Annotated in this window: 22 protein-coding genes; 9 read left to right on the top strand and 13 right to left on the bottom strand. The window is 59.9% G+C overall.

Translation table 11 applies throughout. From position 1 onward, the window contains the following. Positions 1 to 43 precede the first annotated feature (43 nt). The 6 genes from M2361_RS01365 to M2361_RS01340 all read right to left on the bottom strand — a co-directional run bounded on the left by M2361_RS01365 (position 44) and on the right by M2361_RS01340 (position 3205). A complete protein-coding gene (locus tag M2361_RS01365; RefSeq protein WP_259245874.1) occupies positions 44 to 568 on the bottom strand; it encodes an LIC_12616 family protein in 525 nt (174 codons plus the stop codon). Positions 569 to 657: 89 nt separating this feature from the next. Next, positions 658 to 939 carry a hypothetical protein gene (locus M2361_RS01360; protein ID WP_100856772.1) on the bottom strand — a complete coding sequence of 94 codons (282 nt, stop codon included), beginning with the start codon at positions 937 to 939 and terminating at the stop codon, positions 658 to 660. Further along, a complete protein-coding gene (locus M2361_RS01355) occupies positions 936 to 1346 on the bottom strand; it encodes a hypothetical protein (RefSeq protein ID WP_259245873.1) in 411 nt (136 codons plus the stop codon). Before M2361_RS01355 ends, M2361_RS01360 begins: the two co-directional genes overlap by 4 nt. Before the next feature lie 104 nt (positions 1347 to 1450). Continuing rightward, positions 1451 to 2134, bottom strand: a complete 684-nt coding sequence (locus tag M2361_RS01350) for a hypothetical protein (RefSeq protein ID WP_259245872.1) — start codon at positions 2132 to 2134, stop codon at positions 1451 to 1453. After that, the gene (locus M2361_RS01345; RefSeq protein ID WP_259245871.1) at positions 2121 to 2969 is read right to left on the bottom strand and encodes a YdaU family protein; all 849 of its coding nucleotides are present in this window, start codon (positions 2967 to 2969) and stop codon (positions 2121 to 2123) included. Before M2361_RS01345 ends, M2361_RS01350 begins: the two co-directional genes overlap by 14 nt. Then, positions 2966 to 3205, bottom strand: a complete 240-nt coding sequence (locus tag M2361_RS01340) for a helix-turn-helix domain-containing protein (RefSeq protein WP_259245870.1) — start codon at positions 3203 to 3205, stop codon at positions 2966 to 2968. Before M2361_RS01340 ends, M2361_RS01345 begins: the two co-directional genes overlap by 4 nt. Before the next feature lie 71 nt (positions 3206 to 3276). Here M2361_RS01340 and M2361_RS01335 point away from each other — a divergent pair, with 71 nt between their 5' ends. Next, positions 3277 to 4350 (top strand): LexA family transcriptional regulator, encoded by a 1074-nt coding sequence (locus M2361_RS01335; RefSeq protein WP_100856777.1) that lies wholly within the window; start codon positions 3277 to 3279, stop codon positions 4348 to 4350. A 126-nt stretch (positions 4351 to 4476) separates the two neighbouring features. Here the strand turns inward: M2361_RS01335 and M2361_RS01330 are convergent, their stop codons facing one another. The 3 genes from M2361_RS01330 to M2361_RS01320 all read right to left on the bottom strand — a co-directional run bounded on the left by M2361_RS01330 (position 4477) and on the right by M2361_RS01320 (position 6361). Further along, positions 4477 to 4926, bottom strand: coding sequence for a PA2169 family four-helix-bundle protein (locus M2361_RS01330; RefSeq protein ID WP_259245869.1), 450 nt, complete (start codon positions 4924 to 4926; stop codon positions 4477 to 4479). Between the two features lie 177 nt (positions 4927 to 5103). After that, positions 5104 to 5553 carry a hypothetical protein gene (locus tag M2361_RS01325; protein WP_259245868.1) on the bottom strand — a complete coding sequence of 150 codons (450 nt, stop codon included), beginning with the start codon at positions 5551 to 5553 and terminating at the stop codon, positions 5104 to 5106. Positions 5554 to 5752: 199 nt separating this feature from the next. Next, on the bottom strand, positions 5753 to 6361 hold the full coding sequence (locus tag M2361_RS01320) for a glutathione S-transferase family protein (RefSeq protein ID WP_259245867.1): 609 nt from the start codon (positions 6359 to 6361) through the stop codon (positions 5753 to 5755). Between the two features lie 111 nt (positions 6362 to 6472). Here M2361_RS01320 and M2361_RS01315 point away from each other — a divergent pair, with 111 nt between their 5' ends. From M2361_RS01315 to M2361_RS01290, 6 genes are all read left to right on the top strand, one after another. Beyond that, positions 6473 to 7483: a YafY family protein gene (locus tag M2361_RS01315; RefSeq protein WP_259245866.1), complete on the top strand. Its 1011-nt coding sequence runs from the start codon at positions 6473 to 6475 to the stop codon at positions 7481 to 7483. A gap of 461 nt (positions 7484 to 7944) precedes the next feature. After that, positions 7945 to 8331: an IrmA family protein gene (locus tag M2361_RS01310; RefSeq protein WP_259245865.1), complete on the top strand. Its 387-nt coding sequence runs from the start codon at positions 7945 to 7947 to the stop codon at positions 8329 to 8331. 108 nt (positions 8332 to 8439) lie between these two features. After that, the gene (locus tag M2361_RS01305; RefSeq protein ID WP_259245863.1) at positions 8440 to 9129 is read left to right on the top strand and encodes an SOS response-associated peptidase; all 690 of its coding nucleotides are present in this window, start codon (positions 8440 to 8442) and stop codon (positions 9127 to 9129) included. A gap of 48 nt (positions 9130 to 9177) precedes the next feature. Then, a complete protein-coding gene (locus tag M2361_RS01300; RefSeq protein ID WP_259245862.1) occupies positions 9178 to 9471 on the top strand; it encodes a hypothetical protein in 294 nt (97 codons plus the stop codon). Between the two features lie 133 nt (positions 9472 to 9604). Further along, the gene (locus tag M2361_RS01295) at positions 9605 to 10651 is read left to right on the top strand and encodes an SEC-C domain-containing protein (RefSeq protein WP_259245861.1); all 1047 of its coding nucleotides are present in this window, start codon (positions 9605 to 9607) and stop codon (positions 10649 to 10651) included. A gap of 214 nt (positions 10652 to 10865) precedes the next feature. Further along, positions 10866 to 11657, top strand: a complete 792-nt coding sequence (locus M2361_RS01290; protein ID WP_259245860.1) for a CatB-related O-acetyltransferase — start codon at positions 10866 to 10868, stop codon at positions 11655 to 11657. Here the strand turns inward: M2361_RS01290 and M2361_RS01285 are convergent. The 3 genes from M2361_RS01285 to M2361_RS01275 are packed head-to-tail and all read right to left on the bottom strand — an operon-like array spanning position 11644 to position 13216. Then, positions 11644 to 12180 carry a hypothetical protein gene (locus M2361_RS01285; RefSeq protein WP_259245859.1) on the bottom strand — a complete coding sequence of 179 codons (537 nt, stop codon included), beginning with the start codon at positions 12178 to 12180 and terminating at the stop codon, positions 11644 to 11646. The two genes, M2361_RS01290 and M2361_RS01285, sit on opposite strands and share 14 nt — an antisense overlap. 15 nt (positions 12181 to 12195) lie before the next feature. Then, complete coding sequence (locus M2361_RS01280; protein ID WP_259245858.1) at positions 12196 to 12777, bottom strand: phage terminase large subunit; 582 nt, start codon at positions 12775 to 12777, stop codon at positions 12196 to 12198. After that, positions 12755 to 13216: a DUF2280 domain-containing protein gene (locus M2361_RS01275; RefSeq protein ID WP_259245857.1), complete on the bottom strand. Its 462-nt coding sequence runs from the start codon at positions 13214 to 13216 to the stop codon at positions 12755 to 12757. The genes M2361_RS01280 and M2361_RS01275 overlap by 23 nt, the downstream gene beginning before the upstream one ends. 48 nt (positions 13217 to 13264) lie before the next feature. Between M2361_RS01275 and M2361_RS01270 the strand changes: the two genes are divergently transcribed. After that, a complete protein-coding gene (locus tag M2361_RS01270) occupies positions 13265 to 13510 on the top strand; it encodes a hypothetical protein (RefSeq protein WP_259245856.1) in 246 nt (81 codons plus the stop codon). Here the strand turns inward: M2361_RS01270 and M2361_RS01265 are convergent. Next, positions 13507 to 14154, bottom strand: coding sequence for a putative metallopeptidase (locus tag M2361_RS01265; protein WP_259245855.1), 648 nt, complete (start codon positions 14152 to 14154; stop codon positions 13507 to 13509). The two genes, M2361_RS01270 and M2361_RS01265, sit on opposite strands and share 4 nt — an antisense overlap. A gap of 71 nt (positions 14155 to 14225) precedes the next feature. Between M2361_RS01265 and M2361_RS01260 the strand changes: the two genes are divergently transcribed. Further along, a complete protein-coding gene (locus M2361_RS01260; RefSeq protein ID WP_259245854.1) occupies positions 14226 to 15134 on the top strand; it encodes a putative phage abortive infection protein in 909 nt (302 codons plus the stop codon). Positions 15135 to 15158 lie beyond the last annotated feature (24 nt).

Raw genomic sequence — 15158 nt, 5'->3', positions numbered from 1 at the left:
CCGCCCAAAGGCGGCGGGGACTACGTTAAGAAGGCCTGCGGCGCTACTGCGCCGGGTCGGTCTTCGCGGAGAAAGAAGTTTCAAGGGCAGGCGTGGCGCCACCCGTGGTCGTGATCGTGCCGGTCACCGTTTCAATGACGCCGACAAAATCGGTATAGGTCTGCGCGTAGCGGATGCCCAGTTCAAGCACGCCCAGCCGCTCGCTTGCCGCGCCGGCGCTGTCGGGCGCCACGCGCTGTATGCGGCCAGCCTGAAACAAGGCCAGGCCCAGCGCTTCGGCCTGTTCTTCATAAGCGGGATGGCGCAAGACCAGGCCCATCTTGTCCAACGCGCGATAGGCATCCACGCCCACGCTGCGCAGTTCGACGGTGGCGTCGCGATGGTCGTGCACCGGCTGGTTGCCGTTGCCATCGACGCGGCCCGTCTCTGCCGGACCGGCCTCTACCCAGCGCACGGCCATCGCGATATAAGGCGACGGCGGGAAGGCTTCAGCGTCGTCGGAAAGCACCACCGGCACGCTGCCTGCAGCGGCGCTTATCAGCGTAAGGATTGCGTTGTCGGGCGTCATGTCGGCTATTAAAGGGTTCGGAAAAAACAAAGCCCGCGAACCGTTGAAGGTTGGCGGGCTGCATTTCGTGTGGGCGCAATGTCCCGCGGCTATTGTCTCAAATCCGGTCCCAAATGCGCAGGGTTTTTATGAAGTGCGTGTCCCAATTCCGACCACGCGTAGGTTGCGGATTTTGTATTGCCGCCGCAACGATGCACGTGGCCGGCATCCAGCAAATGATCCAGCACCCGGCGTGCGCCGCGCCGCATGGCTTCTTGCGAGGCGGGCGTCAACGGCATGCCGCGGCTGACGTGCCGCAGTATCTCGGCCATTCTGAATTCCCGGCCCGGGTACGCGGCCAGCAGATCAATGACCTCGTGCGCGTACTTCATTTGAATTCCCTCCAGACCTGTTGCTTGAAGTTGCCCAGCGCCACCTTGTAGTAAGGCAGCGTGACGCCGATGGCGCGGCAGGCTTTTTCCTGACGCAGATGCGCGGGCAGATCCCCGTAGTCGGCACGGCGCGTGGTTTCCGCCTGCACCACGCGCCGCTCGACCAGCGGCAACGCTTCATACAGGGCATGCACGCGGCGCGCGCGTTCGTGATTCACCGGAATGCGCAGCGGCTCATCGTCGTCATCGTGACCCGGCAGCGGCGGAAACGCGCACACGTCCGTCGCGTCTTGCATCATGCGGCGCGGGCCCGGCCAGTCGCCTTCCCATTGCGATCTTGCCCAGTTGCGAATTTCGTCTTCCACCCAACGTGGTATGCCTGCTTGCGTGCTTGCCCTTGCTTCCATTGTCGTGTTGCCTCGTGCTTGTTCGCGGATCGCGGAACCGCTTGGGTGCCCCGTGTCGCATCCCATTTTTTGTTCCGTTTTGTGTTCCGCTTCGTGTGCCTGTGTCATGCGCCCTCCGGTTCGGTGGTGTGCCTGGCGTGCGTCAGCATCTCGGCGATGGCTTTGGTCGGGTGCCCGCCAAGCGCGATGCGCGCCTCCCATCGATCAATCCATTCGCGATGCGACCGGCTGCGGGGCTCCAACAGCTTTCCCGCCCCCATCTTTTTCAGCGCGGCTTCTGCCTGCGCGCGCGTGGCCAGCGTCTGACCTGGCGCGGGCAGTGCCGCGCGCGGTGGCGGAATGTCGAGCCACGCGCCTCGGCTTAGCTCCTCGGTCAAGGTCCTTTCCCAGCGCGTTTTGATGGCGCCGTAGTTGCTATTGAGCAAATCCACCGTGCTCACGCCAACCGCCGCCCAATACACCGCGGGGTGTGACCAATCGCCGGTCTCGCCGCGCCGCCGCGCCGATACGCCGCGCACGGCCTCGTGATAGGCCAGCTCGGGGATCAACCACGGGCAACACAGCTTCAGAAATTCGGGCAGCGTGGGCGGCCACTCGCGCGTCAGGCACGCGGTCAGCCCGCGCCTGACTTGCGCCTCGGTCAGCCCCGACAACTTTTGATTCCAGGAATCCTTCAACTCGCGCGGCGTCAGGCCTTCCCATTGCTGCGCGAACTTTGCGCCGTACAGCAGGTGCATTTCATTGACGACCAGCGCGCCCAGGCTGGTGGACGATTCAGTGACTTGCATCGATCACCCCCATGTCGATCTCGCCGCGACCCCGGCCTTCAGCCAACACGCTGCGCAGTTCAGATGACCAGTCGGCGCGTTGCCGTGCGCGGCTGCTTGCCGCGGTGCGCGGCCTATCGCGCGGTGGGTACAGCCCCAGATAGCCGCTGGCGATGCTGTGGGCGATGACCTCGCACGCGGCAATGCCCTCGGCGCGGTAGCCGGCAAGCTGTTGCAACTGCCGCCGCGCGCCCTCTTCGGTAATCGGCTTCTTGCGGGCTTTGCGATCCGCTACCCAACTAACCCAGTCAGCCCTGTCCAGCCATTCGGGCAAGGCAATGGCGGTAGCGTCAAAGCCTGGAGTGCGCTGGCATGACCGGGGTTCCTTTTCTTTCTGGCTTTGGGTTCCTGGTTCTGGTTCTGGTTCCTGGTTAGTTGCACGGGTGCTCAACGGCTGTTGGCCCGCCCCGCCTTCCACCGTTGCCTCCATTGCCGCGTTCTCCGCCGCTTTCACTTGCCGGCCAGCTTGCCGCGCCCGCTTGGCCGCGCTGGCCTTGCCGGCCGCGGACTTCGCTTCCTTGTTGCCGTGGTAGCGGGCAATCTCGGCATCGCAACGTGCATGCCGCCAGCCTTGCTCGGTGTCCACGAAGAATTCGCCCAGCACCTGGACCACCGCGGCCTGCTCTTCGTCTGACCGCGCGATCAACAGGCGACAGAGTTTGTCGACGTCCGCGCACAAGGGGGCTTCGGTGTCGTAATAGAGTTCGATCAGATCGCGATAGACGCTGCGTTCGATGCGCGTCAGGTGCCGCGTGGCGCTATTGAAATCGCCAATGTGATGGGGGTAGTAGTTCATTGCGCCTTCAGCCCTTCGGCCAGCTCCGGCCAGATTCGAATGCAATCCGTGGGACGCAAGTCGCGCCGGGTGACCCAGCCGCACGTGGCCTGCTCAATCAGGGCGCAGTGCTTGACCGGCACCGGCCGGCGCCCGGTGCGCCACTGGTAGACCAGCGCGGGCGATACCCCCACGCGCCGAGCCAGCGCCGCAGCGGTAATGGCCCCCTCGCAATCGAAATAGTCATGTAGGTTCATTACCAAAACTATAGCGACGCTACATCTTATTAGCAAGCCATGCTATAGTTTAATTTGCATAGCATTGCTATATGAAAATGTGGACTATCGAAGAGGAAGCCGCCGCGCTGCGCGCACGCTTTGAAGGCGTGAACCGCGCGGCCTTTGCTCGTGACCACCACGTGAAGGGCGGCCAGGCGATGATTTATCAGCACATCACCGGCCGCCGTCCCATTGGGATTGAAGCGGCCATGGCTTACGCCGAAGGGTTTGGCTGCACGCTGGCTGCGATCAGCCCGCGATTGGCGGCCGAAGCTAAAAAGGCCGCATCGCTATCGGCAGCGGCGCCACTTGCCGCCCCGGCCACGGACGTGGCGTGGCCCTTCGCGTCGGTACCGCAGTCGCTGATCAAAGGCTTGGCCGACGATCAGCTCAAGCGCCTGGAAGGCGCGCTGCTATTGGCGCTGGGCCAGATGGGGGTCAAGACGAAGGCGGCGGCCGCGCAATCCAAGTCCCCGCAATCCAAACGCGGCACCCTGTTGAATATCGATGCGATCGCGGACGAATTTCCCATGGCGCCGGTGTCCGCAGCGCCCTGGGATCCGGACGGCATCACGACGCATCAAGCCGAACGCATGCAGGCGCTGCGCATCAGCACCGCCGCCAATGTCGGCCACGTCGCCCATGCGGGCTATTCCGCCAACGATCAGGAATTCATGCCCATCCCCGAGCTGGATGTGCGCCTGGCCGCCGGCCGGCTCGGCATCGAGAACTATCACGAGACCGAGATCGGCGAAATTCTGCTGCGCCGTTCATTTCTGGAATCGTTCAAGCTGCCGATCAACCGCATGAAGATCGTGTATGCGCAAGGCGACAGTATGGAACCCGTGATACGCAACGGCGGACCCATGCTGTTCTTTGAAGACCCTATCACCGACCCGCGCGAGATCGACCCGCGCACGGTCTACGCCATCAACCATGGCGGCAAGATGATCGTGAAGTGCATCGCACGCGAACGCGAAGGCGGCTGGCTGGCGAAGTCGTTGAACCCGGCCTATGCGCCTTTTGCGCTGGAGAAGGAAGACGGATGCGAGGTTCGCATCGTCGGGCGGATCTTGTGGTCGCCTTATGACTTGCGCAATGGGGTGGATGAGCGCTTGCTGTAGGGGCACGCCGAGGCACCCTGGTTCTTTATTCCCAGTCTGTCACCGCGCCAAGCGACAGGGCTTCATTCGGGCTATACCCGGGCTACACCTTTTAGGGGGGCTCGTAGGTGTAGCCCCGGTGGCAAGTTACTTCGCGGCCTTGTAGCGATTGCGCAGGTCGCGGATCTGATCGTGATTACGCACAACGCCGGCATTCTGCCGTTCCACGATCACGCGAATTTCTTCCGGCAGCGGTTCCTTCAGGGCGTCAGCATAGGCCGCCTTGGCCACGTCCTCGCCGCGCTCACACTCTTCCAAAATCGCCAGATCGGTGCGGCCGGCCACGGCGGCCTTCAAGTTTGTCCAACCGCGATGCACCGCACCCGCAACCGTGCCACTGTCCTCGGGCACGCCACCCAACTGCGCGATCACGGTTTGCAACTCCGCGGCCCCCGCGGCGCAATCTTGCGCCCGGTTCCTGAATAGCTGCTGCAGCTCGGGGTTTTTCGTGTCATCGGCCGCGGCTTCAAAGCCCTTTTGTCCGTTCTTCGAGGTTTCGATGAGGTGATTCAGTGTCTTGATGACGTGGTCAGCCATGTCCGGTCTCCTAGAGGATCTATCAAGCCGCGTGGGCGGCTTGGGAAACAGGACTACAGCAAGTTCCATTCCCGGGTTGGCTTGAATGCGGGTGGAGGCGCTTCAGGTTTGCGGCTTGCGTCGCGGTGCGGGCAAGCCTGCCACGTGAATCAAGATGCCGCCAAGGCGTGCAGTCCCTTAAGCGCCCATCAGAATTGCAAGGCGGCTATTCCACGTATCTCCATAGCCCTTGCCGGGGACGGCGATGTGGAGCAATGGCCTTTTAAGGTCGTTTGTGGAAAAGGCAAAATGGACATCCTTGAAAGCGAGCCCACCGTTGCCTGAAACCTCGGTCCATTTCAACTGCCACTGCCTGATGTAGGAAAAGTCGAGCACCTCACCCGGATCCTTCACCCCCGATACCATGCAGAGTTTTCGGGTTTGGGGGTCGAACGCAATGACGACCTTTTTGTCCTTATCGCTAAGAATCAGCTCGCTGTCGACACTGTTTTCAGGAAAGGACGTACCGAGTCTCTGATTATGTTCGCGAAACTTGGCCAACAGCGCGTCATGCCGCTTCTTTTGGCGATGGATTGCCCAAGCAATCAGAGCAATGATGGTTAGGGCAAGAGAGATCCAATCAAACATGGCGCTGATTTCCGTGGGCGTATGAAGGTGTATCAGCGTTAACGGCAGCCAGGGCAAGAACTTGAATGAATCGGGCAAGAACAGGAAATCGCGGACACGATGCAGGCGATTCCTACCATAGTGCGTCAAGCCGGCTTGGGCGCGGCCGCGCACACGCGCGGCAACATGGCGCGCTGGGTTGCTCAGGCCCGCCGTCGCTTCAGACCTCGCCTTGCATCGCCGGCCTGGCCTTGATCGTGCTCAGCCATGCCTGCACCTTCGGATGGGCGGCCACTGGCGCGCCCAGAAAGGCGGTGTAGCCGACCACCGACGCCACCACCAGGTCAGCCAGCGAGTACTTGTCGCCCACCATCCACGGCTGGCGCGTCAGATGCGCATCCAGCAGCCCCAATAGCGAATCCAGGTCGGCGATGGCCCGCTCGGCCTGGTGGGCATCGCGGCTTTGCTCGTCGCCGTGGGCGACGACATACAGGCGCGAGACCACCGCGCCATACGTCACGTAGGCCCACGTGCACCACGACATGGCGGCCAGCCGCTGCGAAGTGCCGGCCGCGGGCCACAAGCCCCGCTCGACGCCCCATTGTTCACCCAGCCACAGGTGGATGGCCAAGGCTTCGAACAGCGGCGCACCGTCCACGGTCAGGGTCGGCACCTTGCCGTTGGGGTTCAAGGCCAGGAATTCCGGGCGGCGCTGCTCGCCGGCCTGGATATCCACCTTGACGCGTTCGTGCGGGACCTGCAGTTCGGCCAGGGCGCAGGCGATGGGGGAGGCGCTGGACTGGGGGTACCAATGGAAAACGATAGACATACACAAGCTCCGGATTGGGGGAGTGCCGCGGCCCCATGGCCGCTGACGACGGACGAACTTTAAAATCCATTGCGGACAGTTTCCGCCCTTGATACAGGCTATCGTTGACCGATGCTCAGCTCCAGCAACCGACTCCTGCGCCTGCTTTCCCTATTGCAGACCCGCCGCCATTGGGCCGGCGCCGATTTGGCACAGACTCTGGCGGTGCATCCGCGCACGCTGCGCCGCGACATCGACCGGCTGCGCGAACTGGGCTACCCCATCCAGGCCAGCAGCGGTGTGGCGGGCGGCTACGCCTTTCGCGCGGGCAACGCCCTGCCGCCCCTGCTGCTGGACGACGACGAGGCGCTGACGGTGGCCATCACGCTGCGCACCGCGGCCACGGGCACGGTCGGTGGCGTGGAAGAAGCTGCGCTGCGCGCGCTGGTCAAACTAGAGCAGGTGATGCCCACGCGCCTGCGCCACAAGCTGGACGCGCTGCGGTCGGCCATCGTGCCGCTGCCGAGCCGGGGCCCGATGATCGATGCGGGACTGTTGGCCGCGCTGGCCGCCGCCTGCCGCGACCAGTTGCGCGTCAACTTCGACTACGCGGACAGCCGCGGACAGCCCAGCACGCGTCAGGTCGAGCCGCAGGGGCTGGCGCACACGGGGTATCGCTGGTATCTGGTGGCGTGGGATCCGGCGCGCGACGATTGGCGCACGTTCCGACTCGATCGAATCACCGGCGCGGTAACGCTGGGCGCGCACTTCGCGCCGCGTCCGCCGCCCGAAGGTGGCGACCTACGCGCCTATGTGACGCGGGCGGTGGGGCAGGCGCCCAACGCCGAAGAGGCCCGCATCGTGCTGCATGCGCCGCACGCGGAGATTGCAGCGCGCATTCCCGCATCGGCCGGCCAGGTCGAGGCGTTAGACGATGGCCGTTGCCTGCTCCGCTGCACCGGCCAGTCGCTGGAGGCGCTGACGTATTGGCTGCTGGCGCTGGAAGTGGAATTCGATGTGCTGGCGCCGGCGTCCCTGGCGCAGCGCTTTCAGATCGCGGGCGAACGGGTCGCCCGCATGCTGCAACGGCGCGATACCGCTACGCCGCAACAGGCAGACGGCCCGGCGGCGGCGAATGATTAATGCTTAGCTGACCTGCTCGGTCTGTTCGGCTTTGGCCAACTGCTGCGGCGCGTGGTGAAGATCAAGAGCAGTGCCTGACCGATGCCACCAATCGCGGTTCATGCCACCGATTGCAGAATCGGCGGACAAGAAAAAAGCCGCTCTAGGCGGCTGATTTCTTTGAATTCTTTGGGGTGGCTGATGGGGCTCGAACCCAGATAATAGGGGAATAGCGGGGATTACTGGGGATCTATCGTGTTGATTCTAAAGGAATACCGCTTTTATCATTCCCCTGCGTATCCAATATTCTTCCCTGAATTCTTCCCCGAAAGTGAATTATTTGCGGACAACCCACTCGGCGCGGTGCAACGCTAATCGCTGAGCGCTCAACTTCCAAGACTTAGGATTTCCTTCAGGCCGCCAAATTGTAACGGGAAATATCTGGTAAAAGATAAGCCCCCCAACAGCAAGATGAGGCATCAATGCAGAACGAAGAACTCGGCCAGATCACCATTACCCATTGGGACACACTCTGGGCGAATCAGGGCTATTACGCAGCACAAATTCTCCTTGATGGCGGCGGCTTATCGGGCTACCGAAATCTCAAAGTTGCCCTGGATTTTCTCGATAGTAATGGTCAAAAGGTCGACACAGGTGAGTTCGAGATCGACGAATTGGGCACCTGCACTGCGACCCGGTACGCGACCACTACCGTGGAAAGTCAGAAGATTGGAGAAGAGAAGATGACTGTGGTCATCGTTTCAGCCACCGCGGAATCGGAATTGACTCCGGGTAAAAAAATCGACCTTTTGGCACTAGGCTTAGTAAGCGGCCGTAACCCTACTTCGTACGAAGTCCGCATCCGCTAACTCAACTGGAGCAGACCCACACCACAACTGCCCGTATAGAGGTTTGACTGTGGGTTCCCCCAGCCGCGGAAGAGCTCCCCTATACTGGAATCCTCCTTGGAGGGTTCCATGTGCAGCCACTACCAGACTCTGAAAGACGCCGAGATGCTGCTCAAGAAATTCGGCGTGCGAAAGAAGCCGGCCGCCAGCGGCAAGTACGACATGTGGCCGCGCTACCCAGGCGTGTTCGTGCGCCGGCCGGTGGAGCATGACGCAGGCGACGAGGCGGTACCGGAGCGGGAAGCAGTCGTTGGCCGCTGGGGTCTCATAAGCGCCATGACCAAGCCCGATGGGCTGGACAAGGTAGGCAAGCTTTCGACGTTCAACGCGCGCAGCGAGACGGCGCCAAAGTCGTTCACGTTCGGCAACGCCTGGCGCCGTGCCCAGCACTGCATCATCCCGGCGGATTCGATATTCGAGCCTGACCATCGCGAGGAAACCAAGGCCAGGCTCCCGACCGATAAATCGGTGCCGACCAGATTCACACGTGCGGATGGTGCGCCGCTCGGCATAGCCGGCATCTGGGATCGGTACCGAGACGAGGCCGGCCAGTGGCAAGAGAGCTACACCATGCTGACCATCAATGCGGACGATGATCCGCTATTCCGCGACTACCACCAAGCGGGCAAGGAAAAGCGCATGGTCGTCATCCTGCCGGAAGGTGCCTATGGCGACTGGCTCACAGCGCCAGCAGCCGACAGCCGCGACTTCCTGATCCCCTTCCCCTCTGACAAACTCATCGCCACGCCGATGAAGTGACCCCGACATCGCTGGAATATACCGGATATTCAACCAGTATTTTCAGCCATGCCGTTCAAACCGCCTCTCTCCCACAACGATCTGCGCGTCATCCGTGAGCGGCAGCCATGGAACACCGATGTGATCGCCCTGCTGTGGGAGGTTAAGCGCCTACGCGCCAGCCTGCTGCGCGCCTACCAGCTATCAAACGACTTCAAGCGCCCCGCTGGGGTCACCGGCGACCTGTACGACGAATTCATGGAAGCGCTGCGCGCAGAAACCTGTGTGATTGAGCGCGACCAGGATGTGCAGGATTTGATGGAAGCGCCCAACAAGTTGCGTAAGGGGATGGCACCTAGATAGTTGTCGGGCGACGCTACTCCCAAGGAAGGTAGATGCTGCGCCTCGATCATATAAATCCCTCCAGTACCCCATAAACTGGGTCGTAGTTAGCCCAACGGCTGTCAAGAACGCCTTCTATAATTTGATACAAATCATGAAGGACGTGAAAATGGCGAACGATGTGAACAAGCACGGATTGACGCGTTACATCCCATCCGAAGTTAAGAGGGCCGTGCGAAAGCGTTGCGGCTTCGGGTGCATTAAGTGTGGAAGCGCTGTCTATCAATATGAGCATTTCGATCCCGAATTTGAAGACGCTATGGAGCACACCGCCCAAGGAATCACGCTCCTGTGCGGAGGATGCCACAACAAAAAGACGACGGGATGGGCATCCTCCCAAGGAGTCGCTCAAGCCAACCGCAAGCCAAAATGTTTGCGGTTGGGGTTCGCCTCCGAGGTTTTTGAAGTCAGTGTGCAACCGCCCACTATCTATCTCGGCGGAGTTTCCGCCAGAGATGTGGACACGATTCTGGAGATTGAGGGAGAGAGGGTTTTGTGGGTCGAGCCCCCCGAAGAAACTGGTGCCTCATATCGCATAAACGCCAACTTCCTGAGGGAAGACGGCCAGCCCCTGTTGTCAATCGAAGACAACGAATGGAAAACTCCTACTGACAATTGGGACGTGACGACCATCGCCGGCCGAATAACTATCCGTAGCAAAAAGAACCGCATCGAACTAGCTCTACGCACAATTCCGCCGTCAGAGTTGCGCATTGAGCGACTTAAGGCGTTCCATAGGGGATGGATAATCGACGCGGAAATGGACAAGGATGTGATATTTTCGCGCAAAGACGTAGTGCATCGCACCAGCGGCATTAGGGCTTATCGCGTGGAGACAATGATCTCCATCGGCGAAAACTTCTTAGAAGTCCCGCGAGGAATGAAGCCTGGAGGATGGGCCCACATTCGAGAAATGGTGATTGGAAGCGACGATTCGGCGCAGCCTTCCAAAAGGAAAGCTTCGGTAGATTTCGACGCTCCCCTGCCCTCGCCGAATCCATTCGCGCTACCTCTACGCCCGTATCAGCCTGGAGGCTCCATATTTCTATACCTAAATCCAATTTCACCATGCCCTTGCGGCAGCGGGCGTTCGTTTGGCCTCTGCCATCGAGGCAATGAAGTGCACCAAATGGCGCATTAATTCCGAGTGCTGGGGAGTCGCCTTCTGTAGACGGAACGAGGCAGTGCTTCCAACAGTGGTTCCGCCGCTTTGAATGGGTTCGGGTCATACGATTTTGGCCAGCCCGGATAAAATTCAAGATTGGTGACCGGTGCCCATAGATATAAGAGAACACGCATCATCGCTTTAGATGCGAAGCCCACTCCATCCTGCCAAAACAATTCGGAGCCCACAATTGCCGACGATTACCGTACTCCAAGAGCACATCGATTTTCTTCAGGAGAAGCGGATTTTCCTGCATCCGTCTGAGCGCTACAACAAGACCTGGTTGCGCATCGGTAATGCCTACAACACGGACAAGCAGCCCGCGTTGATGGAGAGCTATTCGGGGCAGTTCGGCGGCGGCGCATTTAGCAGTCTTGGTGCCTTCTCGTATAGCCATAGCGATCTTGGGAAGACCGCACATGTAGGCAGGTACTGCGCTATCGGGCATAACGCCGCGATTATGGCGAGTGACCACCCAGTCGGCTGGATAGGCATGTGCGGTTTTGACTATTCCGGCGCCGCTCCGTACGGTGCGTTCGCCCGCGACAATGGCGCGCAGTTCGACCTTCTGCCCTTCCCTCAACGGGATGAGACCATTGTCGTAGAGGACGGCGCCTGGATCGGTAATGACGTTCTTTTCGCCGCGCCCATTCGAGTCGGGAAAGGGTCCGTGATAGCTGCGCGATCGATCGTCACTAAGGACGTGCCGCCCTACGCCATTGTGGCCGGGTCACCCGCGACTGTCCGCAAGTTGCGTTTCCCCGAAAAGACCGTCGAGCGGCTGATAGCATCCGACTGGACGAAATACTCATTCCTCAACTTCCAAGGGATGGACAGGACGGATCCTGAGCGATTCTTGGAGCAGTTCGAAGAAGCGAAGGCCACGGGGAAAATTAGCCGCATGGCAGACCATCGAATTGACGTTCACGCCGAGTTTGTGCGAATTGCTGAAGCGTATGGTGGGGTCGCTATGGTGGAGTAGGAATGCCAAGACTTTGAATGTGGCCCTGTAGGCCGTTTACTTGATCGGCCCATCGAGCAGCATCCTTTCCCACCTTTCCAAGTCTGTGTCCAAGGCTTTCAGCTCGAGCGAGACACTCTCCAAATAGTCCGATCCAGTCGGTGCTGGCGCCATCAGATCGGCCGCCGGAGTTGGCAGTCGCGGTGCCCCGGCGGGCGAGCTGCTCGCGCAGCCCGTCAACACGAGTAAAAGCGGCGTCACGATCACGCTCAGCCTGACCCAGGTCTTCTTCCACTTGCTGCCGCGCCAGCACGGCGCCTCGGTATTTGGCATCAGCACGATCCCTTTCCTCTTGCCATGCGCGCTCGATTGCCGCCTGGCGTTTCTCAATCTCGGCTTCCTTGGCCATGGCCCCGGCCTCGAATTGGCTTACTCCATACCATCGGACCCCTGCTCCGGCAGCAGCCAGCACCATAACCCCTACCAGGGCCGCTGCGGCGTAGCCCTTCCAGCCGGCCAGCATCGTGACTGCGGTGGGGATCATGGCGTGTTCAACCAGTCAGGTACGCGGCTGGGTGTCCGTGTAATTGAGCTCGACAATCTTGGCGCCGGTCGGCGGATTCTTGCGAAACCGCTCATCCGTGGGGCTGCCGTCTTTCTCCGGGTTCCAGGTTATCCAGATTTCGGAGCCTGATTCGCGGACAGTGGGGGCCAGCTTCTGCCAGGCGATCTTGCTGACGCTTTCGGCCTCATCCACCCAAGCTATGAGGATGCGCGCCTTGGATTTAATGCTGTCTACGTTGTGACGAAGGCCCGCGAAGACGTATGAAACGCGGCGGTTCTTGGTCCGGACGTACTTCTCACCAATCTCAAAGTAGGCATCAAGCCACGGCACCGAGCGAATTGCCTGTTTGACCTCCTCCATAGAGGAATCTTCCAGGCTATTCATGAACTCGCGGCCGCACAGGATCACGCCAGATGCACCAGCCTCCGCGAACATGTACGCGCGAACGGCGGTCATCAAGGCGAACGAGCGGGTCTTACCCGATCCCCGCCCGCCATGCGCACCCCTGTATCGGGCCTGGCCGCTGAATACTGGAATCAGCTTTGGCGGTAGCTCAATCCTCGCTCTTTCGGACATTGGGCGCTACCAGCTCGATCGTCGTGGGCATCGTCGGGATTGGCCCTACATTGGGGCCACTGAGTTCGCGCCGATTCGTGAACATCCCGCCCTGCTCTTTCGCAGCCTGCTCCAGCAATGACGCGGCGAGAACGATGTTCTTGCGCCTCATTGCCTCTTGGACCATCCGGTGCAGTTGACGCAGGCGGTAGGCGAGGTCAGCGATGGGAATCTCTGCGACTTCCTTGCGAAAGCGCTCGCGGGTTGAGGCGAAAAGGTCGCGCCACTTCTTGGCCAGGGCCTTGCTCGTAACCTTGGTGGGGTCATATGCCGCAACCTGTTGGCGCGTAACCTCTAAACCGAATTCTTCCTTTACCGCGTCCGCGACCTGGGTCGGGATGTCGTAGCAGGCGAGCGCTTGCACAATGAACCGCTGCTCCGCCTCATTGAGCTTTGCCATAATGTTAAATCCGTATGGTGCAGGTAAAACATTCCGACCGGAGCCGACATGCTCGAAAAGACAACTGATGAACTGCTCTACGACGACTGTTTCCAGACTTGCTGCATGCTCACGGGCTTTGACCTTTATGCGGCCCGGGCTTGTCAGAAAAAGCTGAAGCAGGCTATCTCTTCTGACGATGAAGCACTCATAGATGAGGCTTGGGCAGAATGGAAGAACCTGACTCGCAAAGATGACTTCTACGGTTATTGCAAGGCCATGGCCAACGGCCGCGAAGCTAAAAGCAGGGGCTAGGCCGAGACCTTAAGACAAGTCCCGCAAGAATGGGCTATGGCCGCCACACCGACCTCGGGTGACAGCTTTGCAGCATCGACCAGGGCCGACACATCCTTGGACGCCCCGTAACGCCGCACGACTCCGACGAACTCCTCGACGTCGTGACCACGTAGTCCAAGCTTTGGCAGTCCATCCTTGCCAAAGGATGGACTGCCAAACTCATCGGTGAGATGAGCGATGTGGTCGAGCTCGTGCTCCACCAGTGAGCAGAACTCGGCGTCCGAACACTGAGCGCAATAGTCGGCGGCCAGGGTGACGACAAACCGAGGAATCCGTCCAAACCAATCACGGAACTGCTGTTCCTGCCTGGCCTTCTGCCAACCTCCTGCTCGAAACATCACCTCCTCGCATTGGCCCAAAACAGTTCTGCCCTGCTTGGAGAACGCTTGGGACGCCCAGAGAAACTCCAGGTCTGCGTCGATCAGATGGAAATGTTCAGGATTTTTTAGGGGGCCGTCTTCAGCCAGGATGCTGTCCTGTACCCAGGCAAGCAACTCAGGCGCTGGCGTCAGGCAGGTGTAAAGCAAATCGTCTGCCAACAAAGCGGCTGGCGGCTTGGGTCGTAATGCGCCGACGCGGCGCTGTTTGTCTGTCAGCGCCATATCTAATACAGTTCCTATACCGTAACAATTAACTACACAAGATGCGGTCAGCTCGCATCGAGCTCAACATCATGAAAACTCCTCGTGTGCGGCGAACATTTCGCCTCATCGCATTAACTTCACTTCTTCCTATCTCTAGTGCGTGCATCGCCTTTTGGTATTACCGCAGTACGTTCAAAGGAAAGTTCTCTACCGACCAGGCGGATTGGGGAGCTTTCGGCGACTTTATGGGAGGAATTGTCAACCCCGTCGCAGGCCTTGTGACGATCGTGCTACTCGTACTCACGTTACGCTCGCAACAGGACGAGTTGGAGGAGCAGCGCCGGCAGCTTGCCAAGCAAGCCTTCGAACAGTCTTTCTTTGGTTGGACTAGCAGCTACCGAGAATTGATATCGGGGCTTCAGTTTGGAAGCGGCACAGAGCTTGACCCCCGCCTCACCGGAGTCATTGCGCTTCATGAAATTCTGCGATTGGGCCATACTCCAAGCAATGAAGAGACCCATTCTCTGATTAAGAAAATGCAATCAGTCGACGCAACAGAGCAGGAGGAGATTCGCGCTACGCATAGAAGCTCTACGGTCGCGTGGTGGGAGCGTTGTTTCGCCTCAAATGAGCCGCAATTAGGCGCACTGATTAGAACCCTCTATTCACTGCTCAGATGGGTGGATTCACACCCTACCGTGAGCTGGGCGGAAAAGTGGGACGCCGTTTCTATTATTCGTGCTCGACTGTCCGGCCCGGAATTGAGAGTCATCTACTTCAACGGTTTCCTTCATGACGGGAAGAAATTCAACGCCTATGTCCAACGATATGCGCTTCTGGACAATCTGCCCCTCTCTGGGCACAACCGGGTGATCATCGCTTACCGCTTAGGACTTCACCCATTTGAGGAAGCGAGCTTCGACTCCGACCTCGCTAGATCCGCACTCCTCGAGTCCGGTGAAGTGAAGCCGATAGCAGAAACTTCCGTCCCAACCTGATAGCCGAAGTCTCTCAGTTAGCAG

It is taken from the genome of Achromobacter sp. JUb104, assembly GCF_024806975.1.
GTDB classification, from domain to species: domain Bacteria; phylum Pseudomonadota; class Gammaproteobacteria; order Burkholderiales; family Burkholderiaceae_B; genus Achromobacter; species Achromobacter spanius.
This window is presented reverse-complemented; position numbering and strand designations above follow the sequence as displayed.

Bases quoted from the DNA above. Each gene is read 5' to 3' on its own strand.
- M2361_RS01330 (WP_259245869.1), bottom strand. From the start codon at position 4,926: ATGGCTGACCACGTCATCAAGACACTGAATCACCTCATCGAAACCTCG.
- M2361_RS01345 (WP_259245871.1), bottom strand. From the start codon at position 2,969: ATGAACTACTACCCCCATCACATTGGCGATTTCAATAGCGCCACGCGG.
- M2361_RS01295 (WP_259245861.1), top strand. From the start codon at position 9,605: ATGAAGGACGTGAAAATGGCGAACGATGTGAACAAGCACGGATTGACG.
- M2361_RS01270 (WP_259245856.1), top strand. From the start codon at position 13,265: ATGCTCGAAAAGACAACTGATGAACTGCTCTACGACGACTGTTTCCAG.
- M2361_RS01305 (WP_259245863.1), top strand. From the start codon at position 8,440: ATGTGCAGCCACTACCAGACTCTGAAAGACGCCGAGATGCTGCTCAAG.
- M2361_RS01360 (WP_100856772.1), bottom strand. From the start codon at position 939: ATGAAGTACGCGCACGAGGTCATTGATCTGCTGGCCGCGTACCCGGGC.
- M2361_RS01325 (WP_259245868.1), bottom strand. From the start codon at position 5,553: ATGTTTGATTGGATCTCTCTTGCCCTAACCATCATTGCTCTGATTGCT.
- M2361_RS01320 (WP_259245867.1), bottom strand. From the start codon at position 6,361: ATGTCTATCGTTTTCCATTGGTACCCCCAGTCCAGCGCCTCCCCCATC.
- M2361_RS01335 (WP_100856777.1), top strand. From the start codon at position 3,277: ATGAAAATGTGGACTATCGAAGAGGAAGCCGCCGCGCTGCGCGCACGC.
- M2361_RS01285 (WP_259245859.1), bottom strand. From the start codon at position 12,180: ATGATCCCCACCGCAGTCACGATGCTGGCCGGCTGGAAGGGCTACGCC.
- M2361_RS01300 (WP_259245862.1), top strand. From the start codon at position 9,178: ATGCCGTTCAAACCGCCTCTCTCCCACAACGATCTGCGCGTCATCCGT.
- M2361_RS01340 (WP_259245870.1), bottom strand. From the start codon at position 3,205: ATGAACCTACATGACTATTTCGATTGCGAGGGGGCCATTACCGCTGCG.
- M2361_RS01365 (WP_259245874.1), bottom strand. From the start codon at position 568: ATGACGCCCGACAACGCAATCCTTACGCTGATAAGCGCCGCTGCAGGC.
- M2361_RS01275 (WP_259245857.1), bottom strand. From the start codon at position 13,216: ATGGCAAAGCTCAATGAGGCGGAGCAGCGGTTCATTGTGCAAGCGCTC.
- M2361_RS01350 (WP_259245872.1), bottom strand. From the start codon at position 2,134: ATGCAAGTCACTGAATCGTCCACCAGCCTGGGCGCGCTGGTCGTCAAT.
- M2361_RS01310 (WP_259245865.1), top strand. From the start codon at position 7,945: ATGCAGAACGAAGAACTCGGCCAGATCACCATTACCCATTGGGACACA.
- M2361_RS01260 (WP_259245854.1), top strand. From the start codon at position 14,226: ATGAAAACTCCTCGTGTGCGGCGAACATTTCGCCTCATCGCATTAACT.
- M2361_RS01315 (WP_259245866.1), top strand. From the start codon at position 6,473: ATGCTCAGCTCCAGCAACCGACTCCTGCGCCTGCTTTCCCTATTGCAG.
- M2361_RS01280 (WP_259245858.1), bottom strand. From the start codon at position 12,777: ATGTCCGAAAGAGCGAGGATTGAGCTACCGCCAAAGCTGATTCCAGTA.
- M2361_RS01265 (WP_259245855.1), bottom strand. From the start codon at position 14,154: ATGGCGCTGACAGACAAACAGCGCCGCGTCGGCGCATTACGACCCAAG.
- M2361_RS01355 (WP_259245873.1), bottom strand. From the start codon at position 1,346: ATGGAAGCAAGGGCAAGCACGCAAGCAGGCATACCACGTTGGGTGGAA.